The organism is Sphingomonas sp. 7/4-4, from assembly GCF_027941955.1.
GTDB lineage: Bacteria > Pseudomonadota > Alphaproteobacteria > Sphingomonadales > Sphingomonadaceae > Sphingomonas.
The window spans coordinates 378,443-395,111 of record NZ_CP115960.1 but is presented as its reverse complement, the minus strand read 5'-3'; the positions used below and the strand labels follow the sequence as shown (position 1 = coordinate 395,111).

The 16,669-nt window shown below is 61.3% G+C and carries 16 protein-coding genes, 1 tRNA gene and 1 pseudogene; 11 read left to right on the top strand and 7 right to left on the bottom strand.

The features are described 5' to 3' along the window. The first annotated feature begins 8 nt into the window (after positions 1-8). From mreC to PIB19_RS02030, 5 genes and pseudogenes are all read left to right on the top strand, one after another. The gene (gene mreC / locus PIB19_RS02050; RefSeq protein ID WP_271239475.1) at positions 9-914 is read left to right on the top strand and encodes a rod shape-determining protein MreC; all 906 of its coding nucleotides are present in this window, start codon (positions 9-11) and stop codon (positions 912-914) included. After that, positions 911-1,423 carry a rod shape-determining protein MreD gene (gene mreD / locus PIB19_RS02045; RefSeq protein ID WP_336297239.1) on the top strand — a complete coding sequence of 171 codons (513 nt, stop codon included), beginning with the start codon at positions 911-913 and terminating at the stop codon, positions 1,421-1,423. The genes mreC and mreD overlap by 4 nt, the downstream gene beginning before the upstream one ends. A gap of 58 nt (positions 1,424-1,481) precedes the next feature. Continuing rightward, a pseudogene (gene mrdA, locus PIB19_RS02040) lies at positions 1,482-3,341 on the top strand (penicillin-binding protein 2); the annotation flags it as partial. Between the two features lie 115 nt (positions 3,342-3,456). Beyond that, positions 3,457-4,575 carry a rod shape-determining protein RodA gene (gene rodA / locus PIB19_RS02035; RefSeq protein ID WP_271239474.1) on the top strand — a complete coding sequence of 373 codons (1,119 nt, stop codon included), beginning with the start codon at positions 3,457-3,459 and terminating at the stop codon, positions 4,573-4,575. 111 nt (positions 4,576-4,686) lie between these two features. Next, positions 4,687-4,762: transfer RNA gene (locus PIB19_RS02030), tRNA-Lys, on the top strand. Positions 4,763-4,895: 133 nt separating this feature from the next. Here the strand turns inward: PIB19_RS02030 and PIB19_RS02025 are convergent. The 3 genes from PIB19_RS02025 to PIB19_RS02015 form a co-directional block, all read right to left on the bottom strand. Then, complete coding sequence (locus PIB19_RS02025; protein ID WP_271239473.1) at positions 4,896-5,201, bottom strand: hypothetical protein; 306 nt, start codon at positions 5,199-5,201, stop codon at positions 4,896-4,898. Next, positions 5,189-5,518 carry a hypothetical protein gene (locus tag PIB19_RS02020; protein ID WP_271239472.1) on the bottom strand — a complete coding sequence of 110 codons (330 nt, stop codon included), beginning with the start codon at positions 5,516-5,518 and terminating at the stop codon, positions 5,189-5,191. The genes PIB19_RS02025 and PIB19_RS02020 overlap by 13 nt, the downstream gene beginning before the upstream one ends. Before the next feature lie 79 nt (positions 5,519-5,597). Beyond that, positions 5,598-6,266: a hypothetical protein gene (locus PIB19_RS02015; protein ID WP_271239471.1), complete on the bottom strand. Its 669-nt coding sequence runs from the start codon at positions 6,264-6,266 to the stop codon at positions 5,598-5,600. Positions 6,267-6,543: 277 nt separating this feature from the next. Between PIB19_RS02015 and PIB19_RS02010 the strand changes: the two genes are divergently transcribed. Continuing rightward, entirely contained in the window at positions 6,544-6,771 is a 228-nt protein-coding gene (locus PIB19_RS02010) for a helix-turn-helix domain-containing protein (RefSeq protein ID WP_336297238.1), read from the top strand. A gap of 85 nt (positions 6,772-6,856) precedes the next feature. Here PIB19_RS02010 and PIB19_RS02005 read toward each other — a convergent pair whose 3' ends face one another. Next, entirely contained in the window at positions 6,857-7,183 is a 327-nt protein-coding gene (locus tag PIB19_RS02005) for a hypothetical protein (protein WP_271239469.1), read from the bottom strand. Positions 7,184-7,328: 145 nt separating this feature from the next. Here PIB19_RS02005 and PIB19_RS02000 point away from each other — a divergent pair, with 145 nt between their 5' ends. Next, entirely contained in the window at positions 7,329-7,811 is a 483-nt protein-coding gene (locus tag PIB19_RS02000) for a hypothetical protein (RefSeq protein WP_271239468.1), read from the top strand. An 83-nt stretch (positions 7,812-7,894) separates the two neighbouring features. On the opposite strand, the gene PIB19_RS01995 is transcribed toward PIB19_RS02000, so the two are convergent. From PIB19_RS01995 to PIB19_RS01985, 3 genes are all read right to left on the bottom strand, one after another. Continuing rightward, entirely contained in the window at positions 7,895-8,452 is a 558-nt protein-coding gene (locus PIB19_RS01995) for a hypothetical protein (protein ID WP_271239467.1), read from the bottom strand. Beyond that, positions 8,449-9,195 (bottom strand): ABC transporter ATP-binding protein, encoded by a 747-nt coding sequence (locus tag PIB19_RS01990; RefSeq protein ID WP_271239466.1) that lies wholly within the window; start codon positions 9,193-9,195, stop codon positions 8,449-8,451. The genes PIB19_RS01995 and PIB19_RS01990 overlap by 4 nt, the downstream gene beginning before the upstream one ends. Positions 9,196-9,537: 342 nt before the next feature. Continuing rightward, positions 9,538-9,819, bottom strand: coding sequence for a hypothetical protein (locus PIB19_RS01985; RefSeq protein ID WP_336297237.1), 282 nt, complete (start codon positions 9,817-9,819; stop codon positions 9,538-9,540). A 585-nt stretch (positions 9,820-10,404) separates the two neighbouring features. Between PIB19_RS01985 and PIB19_RS01980 the strand changes: the two genes are divergently transcribed. The 4 genes from PIB19_RS01980 (at position 10,405) to PIB19_RS01965 (ending at position 16,663) form a co-directional block, all read left to right on the top strand. Next, positions 10,405-12,153: an RHS repeat domain-containing protein gene (locus PIB19_RS01980; protein ID WP_271239465.1), complete on the top strand. Its 1,749-nt coding sequence runs from the start codon at positions 10,405-10,407 to the stop codon at positions 12,151-12,153. A 20-nt stretch (positions 12,154-12,173) separates the two neighbouring features. Further along, the gene (locus tag PIB19_RS01975) at positions 12,174-14,768 is read left to right on the top strand and encodes an RHS repeat domain-containing protein (protein ID WP_271239464.1); all 2,595 of its coding nucleotides are present in this window, start codon (positions 12,174-12,176) and stop codon (positions 14,766-14,768) included. Continuing rightward, the gene (locus PIB19_RS01970) at positions 14,752-15,171 is read left to right on the top strand and encodes a hypothetical protein (protein ID WP_271239463.1); all 420 of its coding nucleotides are present in this window, start codon (positions 14,752-14,754) and stop codon (positions 15,169-15,171) included. Before PIB19_RS01975 ends, PIB19_RS01970 begins: the two co-directional genes overlap by 17 nt. A 304-nt stretch (positions 15,172-15,475) precedes the next feature. Next, positions 15,476-16,663 carry an RHS repeat domain-containing protein gene (locus tag PIB19_RS01965; protein ID WP_271239462.1) on the top strand — a complete coding sequence of 396 codons (1,188 nt, stop codon included), beginning with the start codon at positions 15,476-15,478 and terminating at the stop codon, positions 16,661-16,663. The last annotated feature ends 6 nt before the right edge of the window (positions 16,664-16,669 follow it).

Sequence of the window (16,669 nt, the reverse complement as noted above, 5' to 3'; positions counted from 1 at the left end):
CGCGACGGATGGCGCCGCCACGGACCCGGCGCCCCGGATTTTCGCGGCGGGCGCAATACGGGCTCTTCATCGGTTATGTCGGTGCGGCCGGCGGTGCGCTGATCGGCGCAGTGCTGCTGTTACTCTCTACCTTCAATCCGCCCGCTTTCGCGGCGGTGCGCGGCGTGTTCGCCGAAGTGACCACGCCGGTCGCTTCCGGGTTCCACTGGGTGCGGCGCAGCCTGGGGAGTATACCCCAGGGAATCAGCAGCTATTTCAACGTCCATAGCGAGAATGCTCGCCTGAAGAAGCAACTTGCCGACAATGCACTTTCAGTGTCGCGCGCGCAGACGCTCGACCAGGAGAACCGCCGGCTGCGCGAGATGGTCAAGCTGCGCGACGTGACCACCGACGCGATCGTCGCGGCGCGGCTGGTCAACAGCTCGTCATCGAGCACGCGTCGCTATGCGACGCTCAATGCCGGATCCTGGCAGGGAGTGAAGCGCGGCCAGCCGGTGCGCGATCCCACCGGCCTGATCGGGCAGGTCATCGAGACCAGCCCCAACAGCGCCCGCGTGCTGCTGCTCGTCGATCCCGAGAGCATCGTGCCGGTACGCCGCACCCGCGACGGGCTTCCGGCGATCGCTTCGGGACGCGGCGACGGGCTGATCGACATCCGCTCCGCCAGCGTCGCCACGATGGGCTTCCGCCCCGGCGACGTCTTCGTCACTTCGGGGACGGGCGGCGTCTTCTCGCCGAACATTCCCGTCGCGCGCGTGGTTCGCACTCAGGGGGACATCGCAGTCGCGCAGCCCGCGGCCAATCCCGACGCGCTCGATTTCGCGCTGGTCCAGCAGACTTTCCTGCCCGAGCCGGTAGCGACGCCGACGCCTTCCTCCTCGCCGAGTGCCGCGCAACCCAAGGCTGCGCCGTGAGCCCCGTAGAATTCATCCCGATGGGCCGCGCCGAGAAGCCGCCGCGCGCCGTATGGCTCGCGCCGCTGTCGGTGATGCTCGGCTCGCTGGTCACTTTGTTCCCGGTCGTCGCAGTGGTGCCGTTCCTGCCGCCGTTCGGGCTGATGATCCTGCTCGGCTGGCGGATGGTGCGCGGCGATTCGATGCGCGTCTGGGCGCCGGTGCTGCTCGGCTTCTTCGACGATATGGTGAGCGGCCAGCCGCTCGGCTCGGCGATGCTGTTGTGGACATTGTGCGTGCTCGCAATCGACGTGCTAGATACGCGGCTGGTATGGCGCGATTTCTGGCAGGACTGGCTGATCGCTTCCGGCGCCATCGGCTTCTGCCTGATCGCCGGGCGGCTGGTCGCCTCGCCTCTGGGCTCGCATGCCGACACTGCGCTGCTGCTGCAGGTGGTCACCTCCGCGGCCTTGTTTCCACTGATCTACCGGCTCTGCGTCTGGTTCGACAGCGACGTGAGGAAGCATTGAGGTGCTGAAGGTCACCGAGGCGTCGCAGGCATACAGCTTCTCGCGGCGCGCGTTGCTGATGGGAGGCGCGCAGGGCACCGTCGCGCTGGCGCTCGCCGCGCGCATGACCTGGCTCTCGGTGTTCGAGAACGAGCGCTACAAGCTGATGGCCGAGGACAATCGCGTCAGCCGGACACTGAGCCCGCCGCGCCGCGGTTGGATCGTCGATCGGAGCGGCCAGCCGCTCGCCAACAACCGTACCGATTTCCGCGTCGACCTCATCCCCGACCGGCTGGAGAAGCGCGAGGAGACGCTGGCCGAGCTCCAGCGCATTCTGGGGCTCACCCCGGAGGATATGGCACGCGTCGCCACCGACCTGAAGCGCGCCCATGGGTTCAAGCCGGTGCAGGTCAAGGAAAGCCTCGACTGGGAGCGCTACGCCAAAGTGCTCGTCCGGCTGCCCGAATTGCCGGGGGTGCAGGCGACGCAGGGATTCACGCGCAACTATCCGCTCGGCGCTGGAGTGGGCCATCTGATCGGCTATGTCGGTGCTGCCTCGGCCGAGCAGTATAAGGAGACCAAGGATCCGTTGATGGTCACGCCCGGGTTCAAGATGGGCAAGGACGGACTTGAGAAGACGCTCGAGAGCCGACTGCGCGGCGAGCCCGGCGCCAAGCGCGTCGAGGTCACCGCGCGCGGAAAATTGGTGCGCGAGCTGACGACGCGACCCGACGTGCCCGGCAAGACGGTCAAGCTGACCATCGACGCAGGGCTGCAGGAATATTGCGCGCGGCGGCTTGCCGACAATTCGGGCTCGATCGTCGTCCTCGATTGCCTGACCGGCGACGTGCTCGCGATGGTCTCGATGCCCGGCTACGATCCCAACAGCTTCTCCGACGGGATCAGCCAGAGCGAGTGGAAGATGCTCTCCGGCGACGATCACGTTCCCTTGATGAACAAGGTCCTGCAAGGGCTGTATCCGCCGGGCTCGACCGTCAAGCCGATGCATTCGCTCGCGATCCTGCGCGCGGGCATATCGCCCCAAGCCACCGTGCATTGCAGCGGCGCGCTGCAGGTCGGGAATCGCGCCTTTCACTGCCACAAACGCGGCGGGCACGGCGCGGTCAACATGGAGCGTGCCGTCGCGCAGAGCTGCGACATCTATTTCTACTCGATGGCGCGCGAACTCGGTTATGACCGCTTCGCGCCGACGGTACGCGAGATGGGCCTCGGGCAGCGCTTCGACTTGCCTTATACCAGCCAGCGCTTCGGCACCGTGCCCGACAGCGCGTGGAAGCTGAAGAAGTACAAACAGCCCTGGACGATCGCGGACTCGGTCAACGCGTCGATCGGACAGGGCTATGTCCTCGCCAACCCGCTCCAGCTTGCGGTGATGGCGGCGCGGATGGCGCAGGGCCGTGCGATTGTGCCGCGGCTGCTGCTCGACGAGCCGCACCAGCCGGCGCCGTCGCTCGGCATCGACCCGCAGCATATCCAGACGGTGCGTCAGTGCATGTGGGCAGTGATCAATGGCGGCGGAACCGGCGGCAAGGCGCGCCTGCCGATCGCCGGTATCGAACTGGCCGGCAAGACCGGCACCGCGCAGGTCCGCGCGATCACGTCGGCAGAACGCAGCTCAGGCGTGCTCAAGAACGCCGCGCTGCCCTTCAAGCTGCGCGACCATGCGCTGTTTGTCTGCTTCGCGCCGTGGGACAATCCGCGTTACGCCGCCTCGATCGTCCTCGAGCATCATGGCCACGTCAATCCGGTCACCGACGTGGCACCCACCGCACGCGACGTAATGACCTTCCTGTTCGATCGCGAGAAGGCGATGGCCTCGCTGCACGCGCTCGAGAAAGGCTGGGGCGGCACCTATACCGAGCGGATGGCGGCGAAGAGCGAGGCGTTCAAGGCAGCGCAGGCGGCGGCGAAGGCAGCCCTCCCCCGCCCGTTCCCGAGGATGCCGAAGCGGCGGCGAGCAATGTCGTTTCCGAAGCCGCCAATGCCACCGTGCCGGTCGGCGACGTGGCCGGCGCCCCGGTGGAGCGCGACGAATGAGCACGCTCGGCCCCGGCATGATCCCCGCGCCGCTCGCGCAGCTGCCGTGGAAGGTCCTGCTACTCGTCCTCGCGGTCGGCTGTTTCGGGCTGGTCGTGCTCTATTCGGCCGCGGGCGGCAGCCTCTATCCCTGGGCGTTCTCGCAGGGCGTGCGCTTCTTCGTCTTCTTCGGCATGGCGATCGTATTGTCGCGCGTGCCCGAAGGCTTCTGGGCGCACGCCACCTTTCCGATGTACGGGGTGATCCTGTTGATGCTGCTCGGCGTCGAAGCGCTCGGCGCGGTCGCCGGGGGCAGTCAGCGATGGCTCGACCTCGGCATCATCCGCCTCCAGCCGTCGGAGTTGATGAAGCCGGTGATCGTCCTCACCATGGCGCGTTTCTACGAGATCCTGCCCGCGAGCGAGATCCGCAAGTTCGGCGCGCTATGGCCGGGCGCCGTGCTGATCGGCCTCCCCGCGGCGCTGGTGATGCTCCAGCCCGATCTCGGCACCGCGCTGATGATCACCGGCGGCGGCATCGCGGTGATGTTCCTCGCAGGCATCCCGCTGCGCCTGTTCATCGGCGGCGGGCTGGCGCTGGCGGCGGCGGTTCCGCTCGTCGTCAATTTCGTACTCCATGAATACCAGCGCAACCGTGTGCTCGTGTTCCTCGATCCCGAGAGCGATCCGCTCGGCACCGGCTATCACATCAGCCAGTCCAAGATCGCGATCGGATCGGGCGGCATCTTCGGCAAAGGCTTCCTCAACGGCACCCAGAGCCATCTCGACTATCTCCCCGAAGGCCATACCGATTTCGCGCTCGCCACGATGATGGAGGAATGGGGGCTGATGGGCGGCCTGTTCATCATCGTCGCCTTCGGCTGCTTGATCGGCTGGGGCATCAGCGTGAGCATGCGCGCCAAGAGCCGCTTCGGCCGGCTCACCGCCGCCGGGCTCTCCGCGACGATCTTCTTCTACACCGCGATCAACATGGGGATGGTGATGGGCCTCGCGCCCGTGGTCGGCATTCCGCTGCCGCTGATCAGCTTCGGCGGCACCGCGCAGATGACCTTCATGATCTGCTTCGGCATCCTGATGTCGATCGATCGCGAGAGCCGCCGCAAGCAGCGCTGGTAAAGTTTCGAGGCAGGCGCATTTTAGGGTTTGCAATCCGCCCCAGCTTTGCTAACCGCGCCCCTCCAAACGCGGCGGCGCACTCACCAAGAGCGCCGGGAAACGCCCCGGAATGGACGCATAGCTCAGTTGGTAGAGCAGCTGACTCTTAATCAGCGGGTCCTTGGTTCGAGCCCAAGTGCGTCCACCAAAACTCTCAATTATTCAACAGTTTAGCATCCCTGTCGGATAGCGGACACGGCTCGCGCAGAACGTGTCCGCACAGTGTCCGGAAATCGTGATGAGTGAAGAAACCCGCCCAGCCGAAACCCGGCGGGAGAGTGTCAGGCGTGCGGTTCGCCGCTGTGGTCGCCTTCGTCGCCGTTATATTCGCGGTCTCCGTTTTCCTCCGCGTCGGTGTCGTCCCCGATCGCTTGGCCGCAGCCGTACCACCATTCACGTTGGATGACCGGCCCGGCGATCATGTGATCGTCCCCAGCCACGCAGCGGTCGCAGTCGTCGTCCTCCAGGTCTGGATCGCCGCTCAGGTGGTCCATGAAGGCGATCAGCGTGTCGATTGTGTCGCCGATCTCTCGCGCGCGGCGCCGCGGCCGAGGCGCTCTTAGTCGATCACCCGTCAGCCCAACCACTTCTTCGGCGTCGGCGCTCCCGGCTCCTCTGCCAAGCCGGTGACGCGCATCGCTTCGTTGTAGCCGATATAATAGGGCCGTGAAGGGTCGCACCCGCCCTCCCGATAGACGGCCTCTACCATTCGAGCGAGCAGTCTCCCGCTGACCTGGTAGATCTGAAGCTGGTCGGTGCTGTCGATGCTCATCGACATGCGGATCACCCACAGTCCGCCGCTGTCGATCGAGAACGGGACCTCCTTGCCGTCGATCGTCGCGTTGAACCGAAGGAGGTCGTCGTGGCGATCCCATTCGCCCTGCCCGATGATCCTGACCTGCATGCGCCATCTTCTCGGCAGATCGCAATTGGTACGCAAGCGGCCAAGAAATATGGCGGGAGCCGAAGCCCCCGCCTCTGTCTCAGCCGTAGGTGTAGGAACCCGTTTCCTCATTCAGCACTCCGCGTTCCCGAACGAGCTGGATTAGCTTCTCTCGCGCGCCAGGCTTTGCCAGCGTGTTCGCATAGTGCTGAAGCATTCGTTTCCGTGGGTACCTCGCCCATGAGTCTTGGAGGTCTAGCCAGTGGGTCGTCGGCATCGTCTCTTCGCACGAGATCTTGCCGTAATGATCATGGACATAGATTCGCCCCCCGGCGGCCGCATATGCTTCGGCTGCCTCCTCGATTGACGCAAACGGTCTGGCGTCGTGGAAGCGTCCCAATATGACTAGAAGTTCAATCACGTGCTGCAGGCGCCGGGGTTTGGCGTACAGGTGATCATTGAGAGCCCGATATCGAGGCCGCCTGAGATCCTCTTGCGAATCGCAGGGCAGCATGAAGCGCACCGATTCTTCGCCCGCTTCATCTACTTCGAGCACCAGCTCAATGCCGCTACCCTTGGCAGCGGAGTAAAATACCGCGCTGTATGTTCCGTGCGGACCGGTCTTACGGCCATAGAGCTCGGCGAGCATATCCTCGATCGATTCTGCTTTGGTCAGGTCAGGGCCGTGGCGCTCCGAAGGGAGACCCTTCTCATCAAGATAGCGTCCAGTCGTTGCGCGAGCCGGATTGATCGCGGTCATCATGTTCATGGCAGCACTCCTAGGTTCGGGGAGGCTGGCACCATCGCCAGCCATCTCACCAATCCTTGGCGATGCAAGAGGTTCGTTCGCGGAATTGGCGGGCGTGCCCGAAGTCCGTACAGACGGATTAGCCATGATCGTCTCCTATCGACGGTTGTGGTTAGGCCGGGCGCGGGGAGCTTCCACCTTCCCCGTTCGGCCGCACCCCGCTTTGGGATGGTGATAGAGTTTCTATCATGGCTGACGAGCTTGCCGCAATAGGCGCATTGATATAATCTCTATCACCATGACACCCACCCAGTGCAGGATGGCTAGAGCGGCCCTTGAGTGGTCCGCCCAAGATCTCGCCGACGCGGCGGGCGTGGGCTACGCGACGGTGGCGAGGTTCGAACTGGGCAAGTCCGTGCAGGATGCGACAGTCGCTAAGCTGCGCTCGGCCTTGGAAGCGCATAGGATTCGCTTCATCGATAGCGGGAAGATGGCAGGCGGGATCTTCAGGATGCGCGCGGGGTAAGTCGGTGGCCCGTTCCACGACTGCACCGCAGGCAGCTCGTGGAGCGACTGGCTCGAGGAGAACGGCGCGACCGTCTGGTGAGCGATCAGAGCTTACCGAATCGCAGCTGGATGATCTCGTTTACCCAAGCCAGCAATAGGTTCAGGCCGTTGTTCTCGATGCCCCATTTGCGGCGCTCGCTGCCGTCATAGCCTTCCAAAATGCTTTGCAGTTCATCCACAATTTCTGCACCCACGCTGTTGCGCTCACCAGTTACGAGACTGACGTCCACAGAAAAGCCGTTGGACTTCAGCCATTGGAAAACGTCACCGTCTCGGATGTGCTGCTTAATTTCCTTAAATTCGGCCTTCTCGCCCGAATCGATCGCCGCATTCAATTGGATGATCAGATATGTGAGATCGATAAGAGTCATAGTATGCTCCTCCCGCAGTTTCGATATCTACGGCTGATTTGCGGTCGAGTTCAACCTTCGGACGCACTGCGCGGCGGCGGCGCGTGCCCATCTCGCGCAAGACTGGTAAGGCCGGTGTGGCAAGGCCGGAATGAAAGGGAGCGGGATGGGAGAATTCGACGACTTCACGCGCAAGTTGAGCGGTGACCACCAAGAGAGAACCGCAGATCACGAGGTGCGAGAGGCGAAAGAGCGCGATGACCGGCACGCCGGCTGGGATCGCGACATCGCCCTTCTCGAAACGGTCGCGACGCCGCTCCTCGATGAGGCGAAGCGCGCGTGTGAGGCTCAGGGCATGCGACCGGTCATCGCAAGAAACTGGGAGCGCGAGCGATTCACGGATCCGGCTGTAGAGTTTCAGCTGTTCGGCCCGAAGAAGCGCCCGCTCGATTCGAGCACCTATGAGGTTCAGGCAAACACAACCGTAGTTCGAGTGGAAGATGGGAAGCTTCGCGCGTCGATAACAAAACGAGCAATCGGCAGCTCAGTCGGGGTGAATTATGTCGGGTATGATGAAGACGGCATCAAACAGGCACTGAAGCATTCGATTAGCTCATTCTATGACGAAATTGACCCGGGTAAGGCCTGAGATTTCGTATTGATCGGAGCCGGGAGGGGACAAGGCATGATCCTCCCGGCTCCTACGCGGCGGCGTTTCCCGACACCCCCGCGCTAACCTGTGATCACGCCGGCCGCACCAGCGCCGCCAACTGCCGATCGTTGAACGCGCCGGCAGAGGTGACGCCGTTGCCCCCAGTCGTGCCGGTGGCTGCCCGATGCGGCCACCGCCGCGTGAAGCCGTCGTTCGATTTCCACCGGATCGCCCCCGGACCGCTCGGCAATGTCCTTGGCTTCCCTGGGATAGTCCGGTCCGATCCTGCTTCCGTCCTCCTGCGAGGCATCCTCCTGCGAGGTGTCGGCCGGCTTCTCCGCGTCTCGCACCTCCTCGAGGAACCAGCCATGGACGACGATCTTGCCCTGGCGCTCGGTCTCGCGACGCTGGCCGGCATCCACGGCGGCGATGACGGCGAAGGCCGCGGCGCCGTGGAGCACCGCCATCAGGCCGACGGAAAAAATCGTGGCAAGTCCGCTCCAATCGGTGGCTTTCCCGCCGCTGCGATTGCCCAGCAGCTCCCGTTGCCGCTCCCGCCGCCCGCTCGAACGCCGCCATGACGCGGCAAGCAGCAGGCGGACAGTCTTCCAGAACCCGATTGAGGCCCCGTTCGTCATACCTGTTGCGGTCTCGACGTCAGCTTCAGGAACAGCGATTCCAGGCTCGCTTCCCCATGGCGTTCCTGCAGCTCCGCCAGCGATCCCTGCGCAATCACTGTACCGTCGTTGATGATCACGGCATGCGAACAGAGGCGGGTCACGTGATCCATCAGATGAGTCGAAAACAGGATGGTCGTGCCGGCTGCCGCGGCTTCCTGGATCAACTCGTAGAAGATATGCGTGGATTCAACATCGAGCCCGTTGGTCGGCTCATCCAGCACCAGCAATCGCGGCCCGTGCAACATCGCCATTAGCAGGCCGAGTTTCTTCTTCATCCCGCGCGAGAAATCCTCGGCGTAATTGTCGAGATCGTCGGCCAGCCGAAGCCGCCGAGCCAGCGTCTCGGCCCACTCCATCGCCGCATCGACATCGAGACCATGCATCCCGGCACTCAATTCCAGCAGCTCGCGCGCCGACAAATAGGAATAGAATATGGGTTCGTCGGGCAGAAAACCGATCAGCCGCTTCGTCGCGACGCGCTCTTCGAAGGCATCGAGCCCGGCCACCCGCAGAACGCCCGATGTCGCCTTGAGAATTCCCATCAAGAGGCGAAACAGAGTGGTTTTTCCGGCGCCGTTCGGACCGAGCAACCCGCAAATCTGCCCGGCGGGGACTTGGAACGAGATTTCGGTCAGCGCGAGCTTGTCGCCAAATGTCTTCGTAGCCCGGTCGATAAAAACGAGTGCTTCCTCATTCGGCATACGACCCCTCGCTTGCCCGCGCTACGTCCCATTCCAAAGGCATGCGGTCAATCCGGCGATCGCGGTAAAACGCGCGTTCGTGTTTGCGACCAAGCGTTTCGAAGGTGACGATCTTAGCCGTCGACACTCGATGCTAGCGCATGGGAATTGAAGCTCCCGCATACGGATCATAGCCGGTCGGACGCTGTGGCGGCCGCGCGAGCGGCGAGAGATCCGCCAAGACGATCTGCTGCGGCGCAAGCCCGAGTGCGTTCCCCTCCCTCGCCATGCCTTCGAGTCCGGCGACGATGCTCGACGCCCCGAACAGGATGAAACATCCCAATATGACGGTGGCAGCGCGTCTCAGGTCCACCCTGCCGGGAGCACCATTAACCCGATGCTGGCGACGGAAATGACGGCGACGGTCGTCGCGATCGTGCCGAGCAACGTTCCTTCCAGCCAGTCAACGGACGCGACGAGGACGCTCGAACCTGGCGGATCGGTGAGCGAGGAGCCGTAAGACCAGGTCGTGGCCGAAACCTGACGCACAGCTGTGAAGGTTGGCGAATCCAGCACCGGTCCACCGTGCGCACCGGTCTGCTGGCGGGCACAGAGAGAGTTCGTACTTAGCCGCTCGATAACCATCCAATAAAATGTTGCGCATAAGCGTGGCTTGCGCTCACATTCTCCTAGAAACGAAAATCGATTCGCCACGGGGCTCGCAGGCGAAATTCACGATAGCGATTGAATTCGGTTTCTTACGGCGGCCGCATACCCGCTCGTATGGGGGACATCTAAAATGAATCTGCGGCCTTCGGCGCGCCGAACTTTCCTGCGCGCCTGCTGGATGACCGGGTCTGCGCTCGGCGCACTGGTCGCCACGTCGAGCCATGCCCGCGCACAGGAGTCCACGAGCTACTCCTATGATGCCCTGGGGCGTCTGGTGAGCACGAGCACGAGCGGTGGGCCCAATAGCGGCACCTCCACGGGCATCTGCTTCGATAGTGCCGGCAATCGAGTTCAATATGTCGTGGGCACGACGGGACTGCCCGCCTGCACGACGCAATTTACAGGCCTGCAAGCTCCCCAGCCGCAGAATCGGAGCCCCGAGCCTGAACGGGAGCAGAGAAAATAGTCCTATCTCTTGTTTCGCGGGCGCCCCGGCGCCGTCACACTGACAAGCAGCGGGCGACTAAAATGCGATTTTCTCTTGTACACGCCCTGGGCTATTTGATCGTCGTAGCCCTTGGAGCGCAACAACAGGCAACGGCCCAGACGAGCGACTACATCCCTCCCAAGGTGGATACGACCACTCCCACTGGCGTCAATATTGCCGATGGATCCTTTATTCACACGCAGACGGACCTGTCTCTAGGACAGCTCTCCCTGAATCGCTTCTACCTTGGTGGCGCCGAGGATCCGAACAGACCCTTCTTCGGGCCCAAAATGGATCACACGTTCGACATCTACGTAGCGAAAAACTTCCAGCCCTCAGGCTCTTATTACAACTACAAGCCTGTCATCCACATGGGTACCGCTTCAGCTGGACCCTATCTGGAGAAAAACGGTGTCTCGAGCTGGCCGCCACAGGACGGCGACGGATATTCCGGCGAGCTGACAAAATCTGGCACCGCCTACGTGTACACTGCGCAAGACGGAACACGATACACGTTCAACCCTTCCGTTCAGGCTGCAAACGTGGTCAGCGGAAGCGCGGGCTCCCAGCGCGTGGCGTCGATTGCCTACCCCAATGGCCGGACGCAGAGCTTCTCCTACAATGCCAGCGGGCAGCTGAAACTGGTGAGCGACAGCACCGGCTATGCTATCGTGTTCGACTATAACGCGGACCAGACCGTCTCCGCGGCCTGCGGATTCAATCTCGCTGTGAACTACGTGTCGGCAGCAAGCGCCTGCTCGTCCGCGACGTTCAAGGTCAGCTATGGCTATACCGGGGGTAAGCTAACTTCCGTCACTGACGTTCGTGGCCAGACGACATCCTATCAGTATTCCGCTACCGGCCATCTCTCATGCATCACGCCGCCGGGATTCTTATCCTGTCAAGTGACCAATGAATATTCCGCTTTCATGGTCGAAAAGCAGACGATGGCGGACGGCGCAGTCTGGCAGTACAGTCATCTTGGAGTAGACGCGGACACGCGTAACCCGGATCCGCCCAGTCCTTACAACGGGAATATTTCTGCCAGTATCACGGACCCTGCCGGCAAAGTTTCAAGCTATATATTCACCCAGACCTCGCCCTATCAAAGAACCGATGCGAACGGTCATGTCTGGCAGTATCGATATAGTGGAGGGGGCGTGGATCCGATAGCGGGCTTGCCGTTGTCCGAAGGCAGCATGCTTGTGGAAATGACATCCCCCGAGGGGAACAAGTATACGGCGCAATATTTCGGACCACATAATTCCGTTACGAAACAGACCTGGACACCGAAGCCCGGATCTGGGCTGGCCGACTCCGTTATCGAGTACGGCTATGCGCCATCCTGTGCTTCGCCCGCCACCAGATTGAATTGCACCAGACCACTCTGGAAGAAGGACCCCAAGGGCAATCAGGCCGACTATAGCTATACGGCTACTGGCGACCTTGCCTCGGAGATGGATCCAGCGCCGAGCGCAGGCGCGGCGCGGCCGCTGAAGCTTTTCACTTATGCGCAGAAGTATGCCTGGGTGAAGGATTCGGGCGGGAGCCTGGTGCCCGCCGTGGCGCCGGTCTGGCTGCCGTCGACCGAGACCTTGTGCCAGACCTATTCGGGGAGCAGCGCAGCAACCTGCGACCCGGCGGCACCGATCATGGTGACCACCTATGAATATGGCGCGGATGGCACCGCCGATAACCTGCGGCCGCGCGGCGTGGTGGTGAGCTCGAGCGGAGTGAACCGGCGCACTTGTTACGGCTATGACTGGAAGGGCAACAAGATCTGGGAGACCAGCCCGCGCGCCGGCCTGTCGGTGTGCCAATGAGCGGCGTGGAGGGAACGGCCATGAAGAAGACCATCGCCGGGCTGCTGTGCCTTGCCGCCTTCGCACTTCCTTCGGCGGCGCTCGCCCAAGCCTCGCCATCGGATTTTACCAGCGCCACCCGCTACGATCTTCAGGGCCGCGTGACGGGAACCATCGCGCCGGATCCGGATGGGGCGGGTCCGCTCCACCATTTGGCGGTGCGCAACAGCTATGACGACGCTGGGCGGCTGGTCAGGCAAGAGAAGGGCGAGCTCGCGGCCTGGCAGTCGGAGGCGATCGAGCCGAGGCTGTGGGAAAGCTATACGACTTTCACCGTCTTCAGTCAGGTCGACACGACCTACGACGCCATGGACCGCAAGCTGAAGGAAAGCGTGTCGTCTGGCGGGGTGACCTACCAGATCACGCAGTACAGCTATGATGTGGTCGGCCGGTTGGAATGCACCGCGGTGCGAATGAACCCGGCGGCGTTCGGCGCGCTGCCGGCGAGCGCCTGCACATTGGGGACGCAAGGGAGCCAGGGCCCGGACCGGATCACGAAGAACATCTACGACGCCGCCGGCGAGCTGCTGCAGGTGCGCAAGGCAGTGGGGACGAGCCTCGAACAGGCGTATGTCACTTACGGCTACACGCTCAACGGCAAACAGGAGTTTGTCGTCGACGCGAACGGCAACAAGGCGCAGCTGGTCTATGACGGCCATGATCGCCAGGTGCAGTGGCAGTTCCCGTCCAATGCCGCGCCGAGCGGGTACAATCCCTCGACCCCGGCCAATGCGCTGGCCACGGCGGGTGCGGTCAACAGCAATGACCGCGAGGAATATGGCTATGACGCCAATGGCAACCGCACGTCGTTGAGGAAGCGGGACGGCCGCAGCTTCACCTATAGCTATGACGCGCTCAACCGGATAACGGCGAAGATCGTGCCGGATGCATGCGTGGCTGGCTACGCGTGTACCAATGTGGCGGCATGGGCGACGCGGGATGTCTATTACAACTATGATCTTCGCGGGCTGCAGACGGCGGCGCGGTTCGACAGCGCCAGCGGCACAGACGGTGTCATGAGCAGCTATGACGGTTTCGGCCGGTTGACCGCCAGCACGACCATCATGGGCGGTGGCATCACCAACCGAACGCTCAATTATCAATATGACGCGAACGGCAATCGCACGCGCATCACGCACCCGGACGGCACTTACTTCCGTTACGACTTTGACGGTTTGGACCGGCCGACCGACGTGTATGAGAACGGCACCTATCAGCGTGCCCATTCGGACTGGGACAATCAGGGCCGCCGCTGGGGAGAGTGGCGAGGTGCGATCTTCTCTTCCTACGGCTACGACTCGATTTCTCGACTGAGTAGCGCAGGCAATGATCTGGCGGGCACCGCCTACGATCTCACGACCACGTTCGGCTATAATCCCGCAAACCAGATCACCAACCGGACGCGCTCCAACGCCGCTTACAGCTTCACCGGCTACGTGAACGTCGACCGCAGCTATGCGGCAAACGGGCTCAACCAGTACAATTCGGCCGGCGGGGTGAGCTTCGGCTACGATTCCAACGGCAACCTGACCGCCAGCGGTGGCACGAGCTACACTTATGACGCCGAGAACCGGCTGATCCTGACATCGACCGGCGTCCAGATCGTGTACGACGCCCTGGGCAGAATCATTCAAACGACGAGCCCGTCCACTACCCCCACGCGCTTCCTCTACGACGGCGACCAGCTGGTCGAGGAATTCGACGCTTCCGGAACGGTGTTGCGCCGCTACGTGCATGGCCCCGGCGAGGACGATCCGCTGCTCTGGTACGAAGGGGCCGGCCTAACCGGCCTTCGCAGCCTGCAGGTCGATCACCAGGGCTCGGTGGTCTCGGTCGCCGATGGCGGCGGCAACGTAATCGGGGTCAATGCCTATGACGAATACGGCATCCCGGCCGCGAACAATATCGGCCGCTTCCAGTACACCGGCCAGGCATGGATCCCCGAGCTCGGCATGTACCACTACAAGGCCCGCATCTACTCGCCGACCCTCGGGCGCTTCCTGCAGACCGATCCGATCGGGTATGACGATCAGGTCAATTTGTATGCGTATGTTGGGAATGATCCGGTGAATCGGACTGATCCTTCCGGAGAGTGCACCGAGGAAGATGGTTGGGCAGATTGTGGGGATATTGTTGTCGTAGGGCAGCGACCGCTATTTGTTCCTCTAGTTGTCATTCCAGGAACTATAGAGAATACCATGTGGACCGAGTGGGCGGTCAAAAACTTAAGATTCACTTGGCCATCCATAGAGAACGGCAAGCGCAATATATGTAATTGGACTGGAGCACTTTGCAACGAGAGCACTGAGCCAAGTGAGGGCGCAGAACCGGGCCCCGAAACCAAAGGCCCCTCAAGGCAGTTTGAAAAACCCGGAGGCATCAAAGAGGCAAACGAAGACTTCGATAAATCTAAACCGAATAACGTATCGAACAAGGGAAACGGAATTCGGGTTGGAACTCTTCCTGATGGGCGAACAATTATCGTAAGACCCATAAGCAAGGAAGGCCGTCCTACTGTGGAAGTTAGACGTCCTAACGGTCGTGGTTATGAGGTGAGATATGGCTCAAGACCGTGAAATACGCAGAGATGAATTATACGAGGAGCTATCCATCGGGCTCACCGTAAAAGGAATACCAGATCTGCTTTCTATAGGCGATGATCGGGATGTGCTCCGTATTTTACTGCTGGATGCATCCGGAGAAAAGCTAGAATTAATCATTTCCAATGTTATTTCTTATAGAAAAACTGAAGAAAGATTTATGCTTTTATGCAATAACTATATGAATAACTTTGGTGTATTGGATAAATTTTCTGTTATTATAAATAATTCGTCAATGATAAGATGGATTACTGCTGAGTCTATGGAGACGATAGCTGATTTAAAGTTGTTTCATGTACGATTGTCATTCAAGCAAGATATATTAGATGTTATATTCGCGGGGTCGGTGGATATTTCTACGCGGGCATGGGCTGGATGATACTTGGCGATTCTACTTATCTGTCGAATTAACTTGCTAACGACGAGAGCCGCCATTGCGTCTGTCATCCAAGCGGCAGAAAAGTCCTAAGCCACCTCTTTTCGGTCAGGATGTGCTGCTTGAAGATGCGCTCCACCTCGCCGATCGTGCGCAGATGCTCCTTTGGCCGGCGGTAATCGGGCCAAAGCGCGTTTCAGTTCCGGGGACACTATACCTAATTACGCGGCCACAACGCCTATGCCTTTACCGGCTCTGTCGGGGTGAACCGCAGCTACGCGGTCAGCGGGCTCAACCAGTACAATTCGTGGGCTTCGGCTACGATTCCAACGGCAACCTGACCAGCAGTGGCGGCACGAGCTACACCTATGACGCCGAGAACCGGCTGATCCTGACCTCCACTGGCGTCCAGATCGTGTATGACGCCCTGGGCAGGATCATTCAAACGACGAGCCCGTCCACTACCCCCACGCGCTTCCTCTACGACGGCGACCAGCTGGTCGAGGAATTCGACGCTTCCGGAACGGTGCTGCGCCGCTACGTGCACGGCTCCGGCGAAGACGATCCGCTGCTCTGGTACGAAGGTGCTGGCCTAACCGGCCTTCGCAGCCTGCAGGTCGATCATCAGGGCTCGGTGGTCTCGGTCGCCGATGGCGGCGGCAACGTAATCGGGGTCAATGCCTATGACGAATACGGCATCCCGGCCGCGAACAATATCGGCCGCTTCCAGTACACCGGCCAGGCCTGGATCCCCGAGCTCGGCATGTACCACTACAAGGCCCGCATCTACTCGCCGACACTCGGCCGCTTCCTGCAGACCGACCCCATCGGGTATGACGATCAAGCCAACCTGTATGCGTATGTTGGCAACGATCCGGTCAATGGCCGCGACCCCACGGGAATGATGAGTTGTGATCCGGAGCCTTGCCCGCCTGTGGCTAGCGGCCCGCTTCAAGGCGAACGAAGAGATCCTGCCAGCCTGCCCAGTACAGAAGGTCCCGGTGGGCGTGAACGTATTATGGAGGCCGGAGGCTTCTATGAGCGCTCGGCTGATGGAGGCATCGGCCAATGGCGCGACCTCGCCACTGAAACTGCCGTGGAGTGGGGTGGCGCGGCGCTAGGCGTTCTCAGCGGCGGTGAAGCCATAGGCGGAATTGCGGCGGGCATCCGAGGGTTGGCTGCGATTGGTGAATCGACCGCACTATTTCGCGCCGTGGGCAGCGCGGAGTTGGGGAGTATAAGATCTTCAGGAGGATTCTCCAATCCAATTGGAATAGAGGGCAAGTATTTTGCCACGACCTTGGAAGGTGCGCAATCTTATGCATCTCAAGCTGTCGCAAGATTCGGAGATGCTCCCTATACATTCGTGCAAACTAGTATTAAGAATACATTATTAACTCCTGCAATGTCTGCGACGGTTGATCGTAGAATTAGTTCACTCGTGATACCTACCCATGTATTGCCTAGTTTAGCTACTCCAATAATACTTCCGTGAGGAATC